Here is a 15,705-nt window from a genome sequence, read left to right on the forward strand (position 1 = left end):
CGCTGCGGTTCAGAGAGTGCCGTCGAGGTAGCGCGCCCGGCAGGCCCGGCGTGCCAACTTACCGCTCGTGGTCCGCGGGATCACCCCTGCCGCAACGAGTTTGATGTCGGCCAGCGGAATGGCATGGCGTCGCGAGACGGCAGCGCGGATGGCTTCGACGATCGGGGCGGCGTCCGCGCGTCCGGCGCCGGGGGCACGTTCTGCGACGATCACCACCTCTTCGCGTCCCACACCGGGCACGGAGAACGCGGTGACGAAGCCGGACCGCACCGCCTTGGAGGCCTCGGAGACCGTCGCCTCGATGTCTTGCGGATAGTGGTTGCGACCGTCGACGATCACCAGATCTTTGACGCGCCCGGTGATGTGCAGCTGGCCGTCGATGTAGACGCCGAGGTCACCGGTGCGCAGCCACAGGGCGCTCTCGGCCGCGCCGGCGGCGTGGCTCCGGTCGGTCAAGCGCGACTGCAGCTTGTTGCGGAAGGTCAGTTCGGTTTCGTCGGCACGGTTCCAGTACCCGCGGCCGATGTTGTCGCCGTGCAACCAGATCTCACCGACTCGCCCGTCGGGCAGCTCGGCCTCGGTCTGCGGGTCGACGATCACCGCCCACTGACTGCGCGCGATCTGACCGCACGACACGCTGATCACGGCGTCGGGATCATCGGCGTCGACCTCGACGACGTCTCCCCCGCCCAACGCCTGCCGGTCGAGGTGCACAGCCTTCGGCGCGGACCCGGACTCGGTGGTGGACACGAACAGCGTCGCCTCGGCCATTCCGTAGGACGGTTTGATCGCTGCGGGGTCGAGTCCGTACGGCGCGAACGCGTCGACGAAGGCATCGACCGATGCCATGCTCACCGGCTCGGAGCCGTTGATCAGGCCGGCCACGTTGGTCAGGTCGAGCGCCTCGCCGGCCGGCGGGCGGCCGCGCTGGGCGGCGAGTTCGAACGCGAAGTTCGGCGCCGCCGCGAACGTGGGCGCATCCGATGCGCCGAGCTCACGGATCCAGCGGTAGGGCCGCCGCACGAAGGCCACGGGTGACATCAGGGTGATGTGCGCGCCGACCAGAGCCGGGAACATGATCATCAACAGACCCATGTCGTGGAACAGCGGCAGCCAGCTCACACTGCGGGTGTTCCAGTCCAGCCCCACGGACTCGATCATCTGCACCACGTTGGTCGCGGCACCGCGATGGGTGATCTCGACGCCGGCCGGCGTGCGCGTGGATCCGGAGGTGTACTGCAGGTAGGCGATGTCGTCGGTGTCGATGCGGACCGGTGTGAAGTGCTCGCCGACGGCGTCGGGAACGGCGTCGACGGCGATCATCCGCGGCCGTCGGTCGCGCGGGATGGTGCGCAGGAAGTCACGCACGGCCGCGGCGGCGGCGGTGGTGGTCAGCACGACGGTCGGTTGCGCATCTCCCAGCACGGCGTCGAGGCGCTCTGCGTGCCCGGGCAGTTCGGGGGCGAACAGCGGGACGGCGATGCCGCCGGCCTGGATGGCGGCGAAGAACCCGACCACGTACTCGACGCCCTGCGGGGCGAGGATCGCGATGCGGTCGCCGGAGTCGGTGATCTGCTGGAGCCGGGCACTGACGGCGCGGAGTCGGGTGCGCATCTGCGACCAGCTCAACTCGACCGTGCAGTCGCGCTCGTAGTCGAGGTAGCGGTAGGCCGGCGCCTCACCCGACTGTTCAGCGTGGCGATCGATGAACGACGTCAGCGTGACTCCGACAGGAATCTCGATGTTGCCTTCGGCGTCGAGATAATCCTCGAGCCTCATCTCTGGACTCATGAGAGAATTGTAAGAGTTACTTAAGTTGTCGTGTGCACCCGTCCGGCGAGTCTGGTGTCGAGTGGATTCCGTTTCGATAACGGCGGCCGGGTTTGCGGTTCACCTCCGTGTGGCAGTCTTGTGGCCCCGATCCCGCCGAAACGAAGGTGTCCATGCCCGGCCGAGCGTCCGATATGTCCAGGTACACCGAGACTGAGCGCAAGTTCGACGTCGACGATGCGACGGTGTCCCCGTCATTCGAGGGTCTGGCTGCGGTGTCTCGTGCAGAGCGGTCGCCGTCACAGTCTCTTGACGCTGTCTACTACGACACATCGGCCCATGACCTGGCGCGCCACCGCATCACGCTGCGTCGCCGCACCGGCGGCACGGACGCGGGGTGGCATCTGAAGCTGCCGGCAGGTCAGGACAGCCGCACCGAGGTCCGGCTTCCCCTCGAGGACGGCACGCCGGCGCATCCGCAGGTGCCCGACGGGCTGCGCGACGTCGTCCTCGCGATCGTCAGGGATCACGGGCTGGCTCCGGTCGCGCGGATCAGCACCGTGCGCGAGGTCACGACGCTCTACGGCGCCGACGGGACCGAGGTGGCCGAATTCTGCGACGACCACGTGACCGCGGGCGCGGTGGGCGGCGAGGAGCAGCACTGGCGGGAGTGGGAGCTCGAGCTCGCCGAAGGCGCAGATCGCGGATTGTTCAAACCGTTGACGCGTCGTCTGCTCGACGCCGGGGCCCGCGCGGCCGGGCACGGCTCGAAGTTGGCTCGGGTGCTGGCGACCCCCGCCGGTGAGGATTTGGCGGCGCTCGACGATCCGGTGCACCGCGCGGTGGCTGAGCAGGTCGCCCAACTGGTCGAATGGGACCGCGCCGTGCGCGCGGACGTGTACGACTCGGTGCATCAGATGCGGGTGACGACACGCAAGATCCGCAGCCTGCTGCAGTCGTCCGAGGGCGCGTTCGGCATCGACGACGACTCGTGGGTGCTTGCGGAGCTACGCGAACTGGCCGGTGTGCTCGGGGTGGCGCGGGATGCGGAGGTGCTGGCCGAGCGGTATGAGCACGCACTGGATGGGTTGCCTGACGACCTCGTCCGAGGACCGGTGCGCGAGCGGCTGGTCGAGGGTGCGAAGAAGCGATACGAGACCGGGTGGAAGCGCTCGTTGGCAGCGATGCGCACACCCAGGTATTTCCGGTTGTTGGATGCGCTGGAGGAATTGACGACGGCCGAGCCCTCGCTCGCGCCCGGCGAAGAACCCGCCGAGGTGACCATCGATTCGGCCTACAAGCGGGTGCGCAAAGCGGCGAAGAAGGCGACCGCCGAGGAGGGCGGCGAGCACGCCGACGAGGCGTTGCACAAGATCCGCAAGCGCGCCAAGCAGCTGCGGTACACGGCCGCGGCCACCGGGAAAGCCAAGGTGGCCGATCGGGCAAGAGCCATCCAGTCGCTGCTGGGCGATCATCAGGACAGCGTGGTGAGCAGGGCCCATCTGAGCCGGCAGGCCCAGCAGGCGCACGCCGCCGGCGAGGACACGTTCACCTACGGGCTGCTGTACCAGCAGGAACACGACCTGGCGGTGCGCTGCGAAGAACAGGTGGCCGACGCCCTGGAGCAACTGGCGAAGGCCGTCAAGAAGGCCTGAACCCGTCGGGGGCGGATGAGCTGGCCTCTAAGCCGGATTCTGTTCCGCCCCGCCATGTCTGGCGGCGCGGCGGCGACCATCCATCTGGGCACACCGTCGCCGGGTGCCTCGAGCGGCCTACCCGCAGACTCGGGCGAGCAGCCCTCGGGCGTCTGCGCTGCCGCGCCCCCCACGCGACATTCTTGGCCTTGCTTCGGGTGGGGTTTGCCTAGCCACTCCGGTCACCCGGAGCGCTGGTGCGCTCTTACCGCACCGTTTCACCCTTACCACCCCTGGTCCGAAGACCCGGTGTGGCGGTCTGCTCTCTGTGGCACTTTCCCGCGAGTCACCTCGGATTGCCGTTAGCAATCACCCTGCTCTGCGAAGTCCGGACTTTCCTCGAACCACCTCGGCCGTACCCCTGTCCGGTCTGGTGTGGTCCGCGGCCGCCCGGCCAGCTCATCCGCCCTGACAACGTAGCGCCTGCCGCAGAGATTCCGGAAACGAATGCGCCCGCCGATTGGTCAGGCGCTGCGTTTGAGTTCGACGCCCAATTCCACGAGGTCGATGCTGAGCCCCCCTTCGATGACGCTGTAGCGACGGGCCGGCGGTGGTCCGGGGAGTGGTGGTGCGGTGGAGTGGTAGGTCGCGCCGGCGGGGGTGGTGTAGTCGGCGGTGTGGCGGCCCTCGGCCTCGCGGGTGGTGACGGTCCAGCCGGGGGCTTCTTTGGCGTAATTGCAGGCTTCGCAGGTGCCGAGCCCGTTGAGCGCTGAGGTTTTGCCTCCCCGGCGGGCGGGGGTGGCGTGGTCGTGGTGGCGGATCGGCGCGTCGCAGTAGGGGGTGCGGCAGGTCTGATCGCGCAGCCCGATGAAAATCGCCAACCCTTTCGGGAACCGGCGGCTCCGGGATTCCATCGCGACCAGTTGTCCGCTGGCCGGGTGGCGGTAGAGCCGCCGCAACGTCGCTTTCGCCGCCTCATCAGCCACCGCATCGGACACCAGATCCCGCACCACCGCGGCCGGGACGGGGCCGTAGCCCTGCACCCAGCCGGGGCTGTCATCGTCACCGAGGAGGGTGGTGTCAGCCATGACGAGGTTGACTGCGATCGGCGCCGGTGTCTCGGCCGGGCGGGCGGTGACCCGGTGGTAGAGGGTGTCGGTCATGACCTGCCCGCGCGGTCGGCCGTCGCCGCACAGATCGGCTTCGCGCTTGAGCGCGGCGTACACCCCGATGCCGTGGGCCAGCGGCATCAGCGCGGTCAGGTACACCATGCCGTTCGGTGCGGGCCGGGTGGAGACCCGCGCGGACGCCGCCGCGCGTTCTTTGCGTTGCACCACGGCGGCGGCGTCGAGGCGGGCGGCGATCGCTGCGGCCGCGGCCTCGATGCGCGCATTGCCCAACCCGGTCAACGCATCCATATCGGCGCAGAGCTCGGCATCGAGCGCCTGCCGGTCTTCGACGGTCAGGCAGGCCGATTGTTTGACGATCAGCGTGGCCCGGTATTCGGTCAATACCCCGGCTTCGAGCGCGGCCAGGGTGTGGGGCATCTCTCCGACGAGGGCCTGGGCGAAGCCGAGGTGCTGGTTGCCGCGGGCCGGCGAATCCGCCCGCGCCAGCGCGACTTCCGAAGCCAACCCCCGGCCGCGCCGTCGCAACGGCATCCCCGCCTGAGCTTCGGCTACGCGGCGTTTCTCGGCCCACAATGCGGTCGCGCGGGCCTGCGCCGCCGCAGCCTGGGCCTTGAGTTGTTCGCAGCGAGTCACGACCTCGCGCAGCTCAGCCTCTGAGGCTGAACCATCGACATCGAACACTTGTGCGAACATGATCCCGACGCTACAACACGCCACCGACAACTCGATCTGCCACAGTGGAGCGCGGTGTATTCGAAGACGGAGTGGGCGACCGCGGAGCGGCGGGACTTCGCCGACCTGCTGGCAGGCCTCGACGATGAGCAATGGAATGCGCCGAGCCTGTGCGGCGATTGGCGGGTTCGCGATGTCGGGGCTCATCTGGTGGCTTACCTCGATCGCAGCCGCGCGGGCTTCTTCGCACACATGGCGCGACACCGCGGCCGGGTCGATCGGCTCAACACCGCCGACGTCACTCGCCTGACGACCTGGTCCCGCGACCAGCTGATCACCGCCCTGCGCGTCAACGCCGAGCCCCGCGGCGTCAGCTCAGGCTTCGGCGGCCGAATCGCGTTGACAGAATGCATGATTCACCACCAAGACGTCCGCCGGGCTCTGAACTTGCCACGCACCATCGAGGCTGGCCCCTTGCTGGCCGCTCTCGACTTCGCGCGCATCGCGCCGCTGATTCGCGGCGCGATGCGAACCCGAGGCCTCAGGATGATCGCCACCGATCTCGACTGGGCCGCCGGCCGCGGCGCTCCAGTCCGAGGTCCGGGAGAAGCCGTACTGATGGCGATGACCGGCCGCCCCGACGCGTTGTCACAGCTGAGCGGGCCGGGCGTGGACGAACTCAGCCGTCGGCTCGGCGCCTGAGCACGATGAGGTTGTCGATCAGGACCGCCTGCTGACCGTCGGGCCCGACCGCATCCCGCTCCACAGGCGCCGCACGCAGCGTTTCCCATTGCCCAGGATCCAGGTCGATCTGAGCCAGCACACCCTCGACCGTCGGGAACTCGTGATCGTGCTTCAGATTCGCCCAGGGCGGAGCTGCGCCGTGGTCCACGATGATCAACACCCCGCCCGGCGCGACGGCCCGCGCCGACGCGGCGAAGATGCGTTCCCTGTCCAGCTGCACCATCGACTGCAGGAACTGCGCCGAGACCAGATCGAAGGTCCCCTCCGGGAAGTCCTCGGAGAGGTTCATCTGAACGAAGGCAGTCCGATCGCGGAGATCCCGTTGGGCCGCTTCGTCGGTCGCGCGGTGCAGTGCCGTCTCGGAGATGTCGACCCCGAGGGCGCGCCAACCGTTCTCGGCCAGCCACAGGACGTCGGCCCCCTCGCCGCAGCCGAGATCGAGCGCCCGGCCCGGCGGCAGCGAACCCGCCACCTCCGCGACCCACGGATTGACCCGCCCGCTCCACACACGGTCCCGTTCGCCGTATCTGGCTTCCCAGTGCGCCTTCACGTCCTGCTCGTCATGCGTATTCATACGTCCTCCTCCATCACACTGCGGACAATTGCTGCGGCGGCCGCCGACCCCGAGGCCACCGCGGCAGCCACCTGAGGCATGGGCACGCTCACATCCCCGGCCGCGAACACACCGGGCACCGAGGTCTGCCACATCGCGTCCACCGCGATGGCTTCCTCCGACAACGGACCGGGTGGGGCGAAAGCCACACCGAGCGCTCGTGCCAGCCCGCTGCGCTGATACAGCGTGCTCGCCACCAGCAAGCCCCGCCGGCTCAGCGTCGTGCCGTCGGCGAACACCACGGTGTCCAGCTGTCCGTCGGCACCCGACACTCGCGCGATCTGACGCTCGTCGACCGCGATCCCGCGCGCCGTCAACTGCTCCAGGCCGGCGGGACTCACCTCGGCAGGCCCGTTGGACAGCACCACGACGTCGTCACTCCATTGACTCAGCAGCGTCGCCATGTGGACCGCCCGCTCCCCCTGTGCGATCACCCCGAGGGGCTGCTCGCGCATCTCCCAGCCGTGGCAGAACGGACAATGGAACACCGAGCCACCCCAGAACTCGTCGAGGCCTGTGACACTGGGCAATTCGTAGCGCATACCGGTTGTCAGCAGAACCCGCCGCACCTCGACGGCGCGACCGCCGGGCAGCCCGACCGTGAAGCCACCCTCGTGTGCAATCACCGACGTGACCTCGCCGTCGAGCACCTCCACCGACGGATATCGGGTGACCTCGTCGCGGCCCCTCGCATACAGCTGCGCGGGCGGCACCCCGTCGAAACCGAGGAGTCCGCCGATGCCGTGCGCGGCAAGGTTGCTCTGCGCACTGGCGTCCACCACCAGCGTGCGCATCCGAGCTCGGCCCAGCACCAGCGCGGCGCTCAGCCCAGCGGCGCCACCGCCGATCACCACACAGTCCCATCTCTCACTCATGTCACCACCTTGCCCGCAGAGCGCGCGATCTGCCAAGCTCTTTTGCCATGCAGGCAAGAGACGACGACGGGGTCGACGCCCGGGTGCGGCGGCGGCTCCGCGAACTGCGCACCCAGCGGGGCATGACGCTCGACGATGTGGCGTCCCGGTCGAGCATCGACGTCTCCACGTTGAGCCGGCTGGAATCCGGAAAGCGCCGATTGGCTCTCGACCACCTGCCGCGGCTGGCCCGGGCGCTCTCGGTCAGCACCGACGAGCTGCTCCGCGAACCCGAGGTCGATGATCCGCGGGTGCGCGGCACCGCCCACACGAGCCATCTGATCACGTTCTGGCCCTTGACCGGTCAGGGTCCCGCCGGGGGCCTACACGCCTACAAGATCCGGATCAGCGCACGACGGCGCACCCCGCCCGAGCAGCTTCCGGTCCACGAGGGCCACGACTGGATGTACGTGCTGTCCGGTCGCATGCGCCTACTCCTCGGCGATCGCGATTTCACCATCAAACCCGGTGAGGCCGTGGAGTTCTCGACGTGGACGCCGCACTGGTTCGGCACCGTCGACGGTCCGGTGGAGGCACTAGCACTGTTCGGCCTCCACGGCGAACGCGTGCACCTGCACACCGATCACAAATAGGCGGTCTGGTTGACCAGTCGCACCGACGCCGCTCCGTCGGGATAGAACTCCGCGATCGACAGCGACGCGAGATCCAGGTGCAGCCGGTAGAGAATCGCCGGGCCGGCGTCCAGGGCAACGCGCAGAAGCGTTTTGATCGGCGTCACGTGGGAGACGACCAGTACCGTCTGGCCGGCGCGTTCGGCGAGCAGACGCTGCTGCGCACGGGTGATCCTGCGCGCGACGGCATCGAAGCTCTCGCCCCCCGGCGGGGCGACGGCGGTGTCGGCCAGCCAGCGTCGATGAAGGTCGGGATCCCGCTCGGACGCTTCGCGGAACGTCAGCCCCTCCCATGCACCGAAATCGGTTTCGATCAGGTCGTCGTCGACCTCGACGTCGAGGCCGAGCGCACCTGCGGCCGCCGAGGCGGTGTCGCGCGCCCGCTGCAGCGGGGAGGACACCACCGCGTCGATCCCTCCGATGCGGGACAGATAGCCGGCCGCGGCGGCGGCCTGGCGCACGCCGAGTTCGGTCAGGTCGGGGTTGCCGCGCCCCGAATAGCGACGTTCCACCGACAGCGGGGTCTGACCGTGGCGCAGCAGCAGGAGGCGTGTGGGCGCGCCGGTGGCGCCCGTCCATCCGGCCGGATTCGCCTTCACCGCTTCCGATTCCGCCGCGGCATCCATCGCCTGATTCGCCAACGCGTCGGCGGCGCTGTTCTGCTCGCGGGGAACCCAGGTGTAGACGACATGCTCGAACGCAGCGGCGTGCTCGCGTGCTTGCTGGTGCAGCGCAGCCAGATCGGGGTGCTTGACCCGCCAACGCCCGGCCATCTGTTCCACGACCAGCTTCGAGTCCATCCGGACCTCGACGTCGGTCGCGCCGACGCCCGCGGCTGTCTCCAGACCTGCGATGAGCCCACGGTATTCGGCCACGTTGTTGGTGGCGCGACCGATCGCCGCCTTGGCTTCTGCGAGCACCTCCGTGCGATCTGCGGACCACACGACGGCGCCGTACCCGGCCGGACCGGGGTTACCGCGCGATCCCCCGTCGGCCTCGACGAGGACCTTCACGCCCCGGAACCCTTGATCCGCAGCAAGATTGCCGAGCACTCAGGGCACCGCAGCACCTCGTCGTCCGGCGCGGCGGCGATGCGAGCCAACTCACCCCTGTCGATCTCGAGCCGGCACGCGCCGCACCGCCTGCCCTGCAGGGTGGCGGCGCCTGTCCCGCCACGGGCGCGCTGACGCTCGTACATGGACACCAGCGACTCATCGATCGTGGCGACCAGTTCCTCACGCCGCGAACGTGCCTGATGTGCGAGCTGGGCGAGATGCGTGCGCGCCGATTCACAGTTGCGTTGCGCATCGGTCATCGCGCTCTGCAGGTCGTCGATCCCGGCCAGTTCCCGATCCTGATCGCCGGCCAGCTCTTCGCGCCGTTCCATCACCTCGAGCAGGGAATCCTCGAGACTGGCCTGCCGCCGCTCCAACGTGTCGAGTTCGTGCTGGATTTCGGTGAGCTGCTTGGCGTCCACGGTGCCGCCCTCGAGCAGGCGACGATCGCGGTCCTCCCGCTGACGCACGCCGTCGATCTCGTTCTCCAACTTGGCGATCTGCGCGTCGATGTCGGCGAGCGCCAACTGGACGACGGCCAGCCGGTCGTTCGCCTCGTGGTGGGCGCTCTGCGCGGCCTCCAGCTTGGACTGTTCGGGAAGGTTCTTCAGCCGGTGGTCGAGCCGACCGATCTCAGCGTCGAGTTCCGCGAGCTCGAGCACCAGACGTTGCTGTGCCACATCAGCTTTCATGAAAACATTCCTCGACATTCCAGGGGTCGGTGCGCACCGGGGACACGGTGACGGGCAGATCGGCGAAGTGTTGATGCAAGAGGGCGGCCGCCTGGCCGCACCATGGGAACTCACTGGCCCAGTGCGCGACGTCGACGAGCGCGACGCCCGATGACCGCCGGTGCTCGTCGGCGGGATGGTGGCGCAGGTCCGCGGTCACGTACGCCTGCACGCCCGCACCGTCGACCTCGGTGAGCAGCGAATCCCCGGCGCCACCACACAGCGCCACACTGGACACGATCGCGTCCGGGTCTCCGGAGGCGCGCACTCCCCACGTGGTGGCCGGCAGACCGCGACGCACCCGGGCGACGAACACGCTCAACGGTTCCGGCTCGGCCAGCGCCGCGATGCGGCCGAGTCCGGTGCCGTCGGGTACGGGTGCAACGGCGACGACGTCGAACGCGGGCTCCTCGTACGGATGTGCCGCGCGCAGGGCGGCGAGCACTGCCGCGCGGCGAGACCGGGGCGCCACCATCTCCACGCGGTCCTCGTCGACCTGCTCGACGGTGCCGACCTCTCCGATGGCGGGTGACGCGCCGGCGAGCGGCAGGAACTGCCCGACCCCCGACACGCTCCAGCTGCACTGCGCGTAGTCGCCGATCTGACCGGCCCCGGCATCGAACATCGCGGTCTGCACCGCCGCGGCGCTCTGGCGCGGGACGTAGACGCCCCACTTGTCCAGCCCCGGGGAGGCCGGCTCGGGCGACAGCACGTCGGTGACCGTCAGACCCAGTGCCCCGGCGAGGGCATCGGAGACGCCCGGTGCCGCGCTGTCGGCGTTGGTGTGCGCGGTGAACAGCGCGCGACCGGTGCGGATCATCGCGTGCAGCAGCGAACCCTTGGCGGTGTCGGCGGCCACGGTGTCCACGCCGCGCAGCAGCAGCGGATGATGCGCGAGCAGCAGCCCGCGCTGCGGCACCGTCGCCACCACCTCGGCCGTCGCGTCGACGGCGACGGTGACGGACTCGATCGCCTCGGCCGGATCTCCGCACACCAGGCCGACGGAGTCCCAGCTCTGCGCGAGGCGGGGCGGATAGGCCGCGTCGAGTACCTCGATGACGTCGGCGAGACGCACCGTCATTCCATCACCTCGGGACATGCCACATCACGACAGTAGTGCGCGGGTCCAGCCACTCCGGGCATCAGGGACAATGGGTCGCGTGACGGACATGGTGGACAGCGCGGCTCGGGTGACCCGGGTCCGCCGCGGCGATCTGGTCATCTTCGACCTGGACGGCACGCTGACCGATTCCGCCGAGGGCATCGTCGCCAGCTTCCGGCACGCCCTGGCCGCGATCGGCGCCCCGGTACCCGAGGGCGACCTGGTGAGCCGCATCGTCGGTCCGCCGATGCGGCACACCTTGGAGTCGATGGGTCTGGGTGAGCAGGCCGGCGAGGCGATGGCCGCCTACCGCGCCGACTACACGACCCGGGGCTGGTCGATGAACCGTCCGTTCGCGGGCGTGCCCGACCTGCTCATCGACCTGACCCGCGCGGGTGTCCGGCTGGCGGTGGCCACCTCGAAGGCCGAACCCACCGCGCAACGCATCCTGGCGCACTTCGAACTCGACGGTTTCTTCGAGGTGATCGCCGGCGCCAGCGTCGACGGCAGCCGGGCCCGCAAGGCCGACGTGGTGGCCCATGCACTCGCTCAGTTGGCGCCGCTCCCCGACCGCGTCGTGATGGTCGGTGACCGCTCTCATGACGTCGAGGGCGCCGCCGCCCACGGGATCGGCACGATCGTCGTCGACTGGGGGTACGGCCGCGCCGACTTCACGGCCTCGCCCAGCCCCGCCCTGGCCCATGTGGCCGACGTCGCAGCGCTGCGTGAGGTGCTGGGTGTCTGACCAGTTGCACGTGACCTTCATCTGCTCGGGCAACATCTGCCGCAGCCCGATGGCCGAGAAGATGTTCGCCCATCAGCTGAGCGAGCGTGGCCTGGCCGACGCGGTGCGGGTCACGAGCGCGGGCACCGGGCACTGGCACGAGGGTGAGCCGGCGGACCGTCGTGCCGGGGTGACGCTGCGTGAGCACGGCTACCCGAGTGGGCACCGGGCCGCCCAGATGACCGAGGACCATCTCGACGCCGATCTGGTGGTGGCGCTGGGTCGCAACCATCTGCGCATGCTCTCCGAGAGGGGCGTGCCGACCGACCGGCTGCGGATGCTGCGCTCGTTCGACCCGCGCTCGGGCAAGCACGCGCTGGACGTCGACGATCCCTACTACGGCACGCAGGACGATTTCGAGGCGGTGTTCGCGGTGATCGACGCCGCCCTGCCCGGTCTACACGCCTGGGTCGACGAGCAGCTCGCCGAGCGGCGGCAGGCGGGCTGAGGTATGCGCCGGCTCGCCTTCCTCCTGCGCCCGCAGTGGCTGGCGCTCTACGTGGTGGTGATCGCGTTCGCCTACCTGTGCTTCACCGTGCTCGCGCCCTGGCAGCTGCACAAGAACACGAAGACGTCCCGGGAGAACGCCCAGATCTCGGCGTCGCTGAACGCCGATGCGGTGCCGTTGACGACGCTTCTGCCGCAGCAGGATTCGTCGGCGCCGGACCAGCAGTGGAAGCGCGTGACGGCCACCGGGCGGTACCTGACCGATGCGCAGGTGGTGGCCAGGCTGCGCGTGATCGACAGCGATCCGGCGTTCGAGGTGCTGGTGCCCTTCGCCGTCGACGGCGGCCCGACCGTGCTGGTGGATCGCGGCTATGTGAAGCCCACGACCGGCTCCGCGGTGCCCGACATCGCTCCCGCCCCGACCGGGCGAGTCACGATCACCGCCCGGCTGCGCGACCCCGAACCTGTCGCCGTCGGCAAGGACCCGTTCCGCGACGCCGGTGTGCAGCAGGTGTATTCGATCAATCCCGGCCAGATCTCCGCGCTGGTCGGGGTTCCGCTCGCCGGGGCCTACCTGCAGCTGGTCGAGGACCAACCGGGCGGCCTCGGCGTCGTTCCGCTGCCGCGCCTGGAGGCCGGTCCGTTCCTGTCCTACGGCATCCAGTGGATCGCGTTCGGTATCATCGCCCCCATCGGGGTGGGCTACTTCGTCTATGCCGAGGTGCAGGCCAGGCGTCGGGAGAAGGCCGTGCCCGCCGAGCCGGTCACGCCTGCGGACAAACTGGCCGACCGATACGGCAGGCGACGCTGACGGCGGCCGCCGCGGCCGCGAACTGAACGGCCCGCGACAGCCGGACCGCTCGCCGAAGGTCACCGGCACCGGGTGGCCGTCCGGTGCCGAGGGTGGGGCGGATCTCCAGTTCGTGGGCGTACTGGGTGGGCCCGCCCAGCTGAATTCGGAGCGCCCCGGCGAACGACGCCTCAGCGACACCGGCGTTCGGGCTCGGATGGCGGGCGGCGTCGCTGCGCCACGCCCGGATCACGCCGACGGGTGAGCCACCCACCAGCGGTGCGCACACCACGACGAGCAGACCCGTCAACCGGGCCGCGGCGAGATTCAGCAGATCATCGAATCGCGCTGCCGCCCAGCCGAATCTGCGATACCGCGGCGACTTGTTGCCGACCATCGCGTCCAGGGTGTTGGCCGCGCGGTACAGCAGCACGCCGGGGGCGCCTCCGACGGCAGCCCACAGCAGCGGCCCCACCTGAGCGTCGGAGGTGTTCTCCGCGATCGACTCCAGGGCGGCGCGCGCGAGCCCCGCGCTGTCGAGCACCGACGGATCCCGGCCACACAGTGACGGCAGCAGGTCACGCGCTGGGGCCAGGTCGGCCGCGCCCAGCAGGTCGGCCATCCGGTCTCCGGTGCGGGCCAGCGACGTGCCGCCCAGCGCGGTGAACGTCGCCGCCGCGATCCACACCACCTCGGCGAGCGCGCTGCGCCGGCTCAGTCGCCCCAGGCCGGCAGCCGTCAGCGTCACCGCCGCGAGCAGCGTGCCGGCGTACCCGACACCCGCGGCGCGACTGTCCGCGTAGCACCGGCGCTCGAGCGCGGCAGCGCCACTGCCGAACACCGCCACCGGGTGGCCGCGCTGCGGATCACCGAATGCCGCGTCGGCGAGCACGCCGAGCGCGATTCCGGCGGCGCGGCGGCGGCGAACTGCTGCGAACACCACGGCAGCTTGTCACATCGGTGTCAGACTGTGCCCATGGCCGACGTGATCGTGACCGCAGGAACCGTCATCACCATGGACGAGGCCGTGCCGCGCGCGGAGGCCGTCGCGGTGTCCGGCGGGCGAATCGTCGCGGTGGGCAGCGTCGACCAGTGCCGCGCCGCGCTGCCGGGAGCAGAAGAGATCGACTCCGGCGCAGCGGTGTTGGCGCCGGGATTCGTTGAGCCGCATAGCCATCCGCTGATCAGCGGAATCGCCACCGAGGCGCCGGCCCGCTCGATCGCGCCGTGGGTCGCGGCGTCGTGGTCCGAGGTGCAGCAGATCTTCGCCGACGCCCTGGCCGACACCGACCCCGACACCCCGCTGTGGTTCGCGGGTTACGACGCACTGCTGCACGGACATCCGTCCCCCAAAGCCGAGGAACTCGACGATATCTTCGGTGATCGCGTCACCGTGATCACCGACAACTCAGGGCACGGCGTGTATTTCAACTCCGCGGTGATCCGCACCCACGGCTGGGATGCCGATCCACCGGCCGATCCGGTCGCGGGCCGATTCGGCCGCAACGCCGACGGGTCGCTGAACGGGCAGGGGTTCGAACTCCCCGTCGTGACGGCGGTGACGATGCCGCTGATGTCGCAGATGGGTGACCCGCTGGTGTCGGCCGCGAGCTACTACGCGCTGATGGCGCGCGGCGGCTACACCTCGACGTCGGACATGACGTACGACCCGAAGTTCGCGGCGGGATACGAGGCGCTGGCCACCGCGCCGTCGTGTCCTCTGCGGGTGAGCATGTGGGAGATGTCGGTCACCGACACCTATTGGGAGCCAACCACATTCACTGCCGGTGAGGATTGGCTGACCAAGACCGGGGTGAAGCTCTGGACCGACGGATCGCCGTGGGTGGGCAACATCGCGATCTCGTTTCCCTACCTCGACACCGAAGCCACCCGCACCGCCGGCATCGATCCCGCGATGGCCGGCGGGGCGCACTCGATGAACTACAGCCGCGAACAGCTCGACGCGATCCTCGACAAAGCGGCGCCGGCGGGATGGCAGATGGCGTTCCACGCCAACGGCGATCTGGCACTGGATCTCGCGCTCGACGCCTACGAGGACGCGCTGGCGCGCCACGGCCTGCTCGGCACCGATCACCGCTGGCGGCTGGAGCACTGCGGGGCGGGCACCCGGGCCCACTTCGATCGCGCGGCGCGGCTCGGGGTGCACGTGTCGATGGCGCCGTTCCAGTACTACTACTGGGGCGAGTTGCTCGACGGCGCGATGTTCTCCCCCGAACACGGGGCGCGGTGGGCGGCGTTCGCCGACGCCGTCGACTCGGGGGCGTGCGTGTCGCTGCACAACGACGGGTCGGTGTCGCCGCCGACGCCGATCGTCAACATCGCCACCGCGGTGACCCGGCGTACCCGCAAAGGCACGGTGCACTGTGCGGAGCAGGCCATCTCGCTCGATCAGGCGTGGCGCGCACAGACGATCGACGCCGCCCGCACACTGGGCCGCGACCATCTCGTCGGAACCATCAGCCCCGGCAAGCTTGCCGATTTCGTGGAGTTGACGGCCGACCCGTGGCAGGTCGAACCGACCGCGCTGATCGACACGGTGCAGGTGACGGGCACCTGGTTGGGCGGGCGACGCATCGATCTCGACGAGTTCGTCGCGGCGGTTCGGGGCGGCGACAACGCCGAACACGCCCACCTGGCCGAGCGGAAGACCACCGGCTGCTGCTGAC

The 15,705-nt window shown here is 69.7% G+C and carries 15 protein-coding genes and 1 other RNA gene; 7 read left to right on the plus strand and 9 right to left on the minus strand.

Going from position 1 to position 15,705, the window contains the following annotated elements; translation table 11 throughout:
• Nucleotides 1–9: 9 nt before the first annotated feature.
• Nucleotides 10–1,791, minus strand: a complete 1,782-nt coding sequence (locus tag DMB80_RS15125; RefSeq protein ID WP_111510602.1) for a fatty acyl-AMP ligase — start codon at nt 1,789–1,791, stop codon at nt 10–12.
• A 152-nt stretch (nt 1,792–1,943) separates the two neighbouring features.
• On the opposite strand from DMB80_RS15125, the gene DMB80_RS15130 reads away from it, so the two are divergent.
• Nucleotides 1,944–3,425 (plus strand): CYTH and CHAD domain-containing protein, encoded by a 1,482-nt coding sequence (locus tag DMB80_RS15130; protein ID WP_111510603.1) that lies wholly within the window; start codon nt 1,944–1,946, stop codon nt 3,423–3,425.
• Nucleotides 3,426–3,437: 12 nt separating this feature from the next.
• Here the strand turns inward: DMB80_RS15130 and rnpB are convergent.
• Nucleotides 3,438–3,866: RNase P RNA component class A (gene rnpB, locus DMB80_RS15135), an RNA gene on the minus strand.
• A 62-nt stretch (nt 3,867–3,928) separates the two neighbouring features.
• Nucleotides 3,929–5,227 carry a DUF222 domain-containing protein gene (locus tag DMB80_RS15140; RefSeq protein WP_111510604.1) on the minus strand — a complete coding sequence of 433 codons (1,299 nt, stop codon included), beginning with the start codon at nt 5,225–5,227 and terminating at the stop codon, nt 3,929–3,931.
• Nucleotides 5,228–5,281: 54 nt separating this feature from the next.
• Between DMB80_RS15140 and DMB80_RS15145 the strand changes: the two genes are divergently transcribed.
• Nucleotides 5,282–5,908 carry a maleylpyruvate isomerase family mycothiol-dependent enzyme gene (locus DMB80_RS15145; protein ID WP_111510605.1) on the plus strand — a complete coding sequence of 209 codons (627 nt, stop codon included), beginning with the start codon at nt 5,282–5,284 and terminating at the stop codon, nt 5,906–5,908.
• Here DMB80_RS15145 and DMB80_RS15150 read toward each other — a convergent pair.
• Nucleotides 5,886–6,524 carry a class I SAM-dependent methyltransferase gene (locus DMB80_RS15150; RefSeq protein WP_111510606.1) on the minus strand — a complete coding sequence of 213 codons (639 nt, stop codon included), beginning with the start codon at nt 6,522–6,524 and terminating at the stop codon, nt 5,886–5,888. The two genes, DMB80_RS15145 and DMB80_RS15150, sit on opposite strands and share 23 nt — an antisense overlap.
• Nucleotides 6,521–7,438, minus strand: a complete 918-nt coding sequence (locus tag DMB80_RS15155) for an NAD(P)/FAD-dependent oxidoreductase (RefSeq protein WP_111510607.1) — start codon at nt 7,436–7,438, stop codon at nt 6,521–6,523. The genes DMB80_RS15150 and DMB80_RS15155 overlap by 4 nt, the downstream gene beginning before the upstream one ends.
• A 47-nt stretch (nt 7,439–7,485) precedes the next feature.
• Here DMB80_RS15155 and DMB80_RS15160 point away from each other — a divergent pair, with 47 nt between their 5' ends.
• Nucleotides 7,486–8,070 carry a helix-turn-helix domain-containing protein gene (locus tag DMB80_RS15160; RefSeq protein WP_111510608.1) on the plus strand — a complete coding sequence of 195 codons (585 nt, stop codon included), beginning with the start codon at nt 7,486–7,488 and terminating at the stop codon, nt 8,068–8,070.
• On the opposite strand, the gene DMB80_RS15165 is transcribed toward DMB80_RS15160, so the two are convergent.
• The 3 genes from DMB80_RS15165 to DMB80_RS15175 are packed head-to-tail and all read right to left on the minus strand — an operon-like array spanning nt 8,061 to nt 10,976.
• Nucleotides 8,061–9,122, minus strand: a complete 1,062-nt coding sequence (locus DMB80_RS15165; protein WP_111510609.1) for a bifunctional RNase H/acid phosphatase — start codon at nt 9,120–9,122, stop codon at nt 8,061–8,063. The two genes, DMB80_RS15160 and DMB80_RS15165, sit on opposite strands and share 10 nt — an antisense overlap.
• Nucleotides 9,119–9,856, minus strand: a complete 738-nt coding sequence (locus tag DMB80_RS15170; RefSeq protein ID WP_111510610.1) for a zinc ribbon domain-containing protein — start codon at nt 9,854–9,856, stop codon at nt 9,119–9,121. The genes DMB80_RS15165 and DMB80_RS15170 overlap by 4 nt, the downstream gene beginning before the upstream one ends.
• Nucleotides 9,846–10,976 carry a Nif3-like dinuclear metal center hexameric protein gene (locus DMB80_RS15175; protein ID WP_111510611.1) on the minus strand — a complete coding sequence of 377 codons (1,131 nt, stop codon included), beginning with the start codon at nt 10,974–10,976 and terminating at the stop codon, nt 9,846–9,848. The genes DMB80_RS15170 and DMB80_RS15175 overlap by 11 nt, the downstream gene beginning before the upstream one ends.
• An 88-nt stretch (nt 10,977–11,064) precedes the next feature.
• Here DMB80_RS15175 and DMB80_RS15180 point away from each other — a divergent pair, with 88 nt between their 5' ends.
• Genes DMB80_RS15180 through DMB80_RS15190 form a run of 3 tightly spaced genes read left to right on the plus strand, consistent with a single transcriptional unit; the run spans nt 11,065 to nt 13,039 of the window.
• Nucleotides 11,065–11,742 (plus strand): HAD-IA family hydrolase, encoded by a 678-nt coding sequence (locus tag DMB80_RS15180; RefSeq protein WP_111510612.1) that lies wholly within the window; start codon nt 11,065–11,067, stop codon nt 11,740–11,742.
• On the plus strand, nt 11,735–12,229 hold the full coding sequence (locus tag DMB80_RS15185) for a low molecular weight protein-tyrosine-phosphatase (protein WP_046366447.1): 495 nt from the start codon (nt 11,735–11,737) through the stop codon (nt 12,227–12,229). Before DMB80_RS15180 ends, DMB80_RS15185 begins: the two co-directional genes overlap by 8 nt.
• 3 nt (nt 12,230–12,232) lie before the next feature.
• Nucleotides 12,233–13,039: an SURF1 family cytochrome oxidase biogenesis protein gene (locus DMB80_RS15190; protein WP_111510613.1), complete on the plus strand. Its 807-nt coding sequence runs from the start codon at nt 12,233–12,235 to the stop codon at nt 13,037–13,039.
• Here DMB80_RS15190 and DMB80_RS15195 read toward each other — a convergent pair.
• Nucleotides 12,993–13,958: a cobalamin biosynthesis protein gene (locus tag DMB80_RS15195; RefSeq protein ID WP_111510651.1), complete on the minus strand. Its 966-nt coding sequence runs from the start codon at nt 13,956–13,958 to the stop codon at nt 12,993–12,995. The two genes, DMB80_RS15190 and DMB80_RS15195, sit on opposite strands and share 47 nt — an antisense overlap.
• A 36-nt stretch (nt 13,959–13,994) precedes the next feature.
• Between DMB80_RS15195 and DMB80_RS15200 the strand changes: the two genes are divergently transcribed.
• Nucleotides 13,995–15,704, plus strand: a complete 1,710-nt coding sequence (locus DMB80_RS15200; RefSeq protein ID WP_111510614.1) for an amidohydrolase — start codon at nt 13,995–13,997, stop codon at nt 15,702–15,704.
• The last annotated feature ends 1 nt before the right edge of the window (nt 15,705 follow it).

The organism is Mycobacterium kyogaense (assembly GCF_003254575.1).
GTDB classification, from domain to species: Bacteria; Actinomycetota; Actinomycetes; order Mycobacteriales; family Mycobacteriaceae; genus Mycobacterium; species Mycobacterium kyogaense.

Coding starts and splice junctions, on each gene's coding strand:
- DMB80_RS15125 (WP_111510602.1), bottom strand. CDS start 1,791: ATGAGTCCAGAGATGAGGCTCGAGGATTATCTCGACGCCGAAGGCAAC.
- DMB80_RS15130 (WP_111510603.1), top strand. CDS start 1,944: ATGCCCGGCCGAGCGTCCGATATGTCCAGGTACACCGAGACTGAGCGC.
- DMB80_RS15140 (WP_111510604.1), bottom strand. CDS start 5,227: ATGTTCGCACAAGTGTTCGATGTCGATGGTTCAGCCTCAGAGGCTGAG.
- DMB80_RS15150 (WP_111510606.1), bottom strand. CDS start 6,524: ATGAATACGCATGACGAGCAGGACGTGAAGGCGCACTGGGAAGCCAGA.
- DMB80_RS15155 (WP_111510607.1), bottom strand. CDS start 7,438: ATGAGTGAGAGATGGGACTGTGTGGTGATCGGCGGTGGCGCCGCTGGG.
- DMB80_RS15160 (WP_111510608.1), top strand. CDS start 7,486: ATGCAGGCAAGAGACGACGACGGGGTCGACGCCCGGGTGCGGCGGCGG.
- DMB80_RS15170 (WP_111510610.1), bottom strand. CDS start 9,856: ATGAAAGCTGATGTGGCACAGCAACGTCTGGTGCTCGAGCTCGCGGAA.
- DMB80_RS15175 (WP_111510611.1), bottom strand. CDS start 10,976: ATGACGGTGCGTCTCGCCGACGTCATCGAGGTACTCGACGCGGCCTAT.
- DMB80_RS15180 (WP_111510612.1), top strand. CDS start 11,065: ATGGTGGACAGCGCGGCTCGGGTGACCCGGGTCCGCCGCGGCGATCTG.
- DMB80_RS15190 (WP_111510613.1), top strand. CDS start 12,233: ATGCGCCGGCTCGCCTTCCTCCTGCGCCCGCAGTGGCTGGCGCTCTAC.
- DMB80_RS15200 (WP_111510614.1), top strand. CDS start 13,995: ATGGCCGACGTGATCGTGACCGCAGGAACCGTCATCACCATGGACGAG.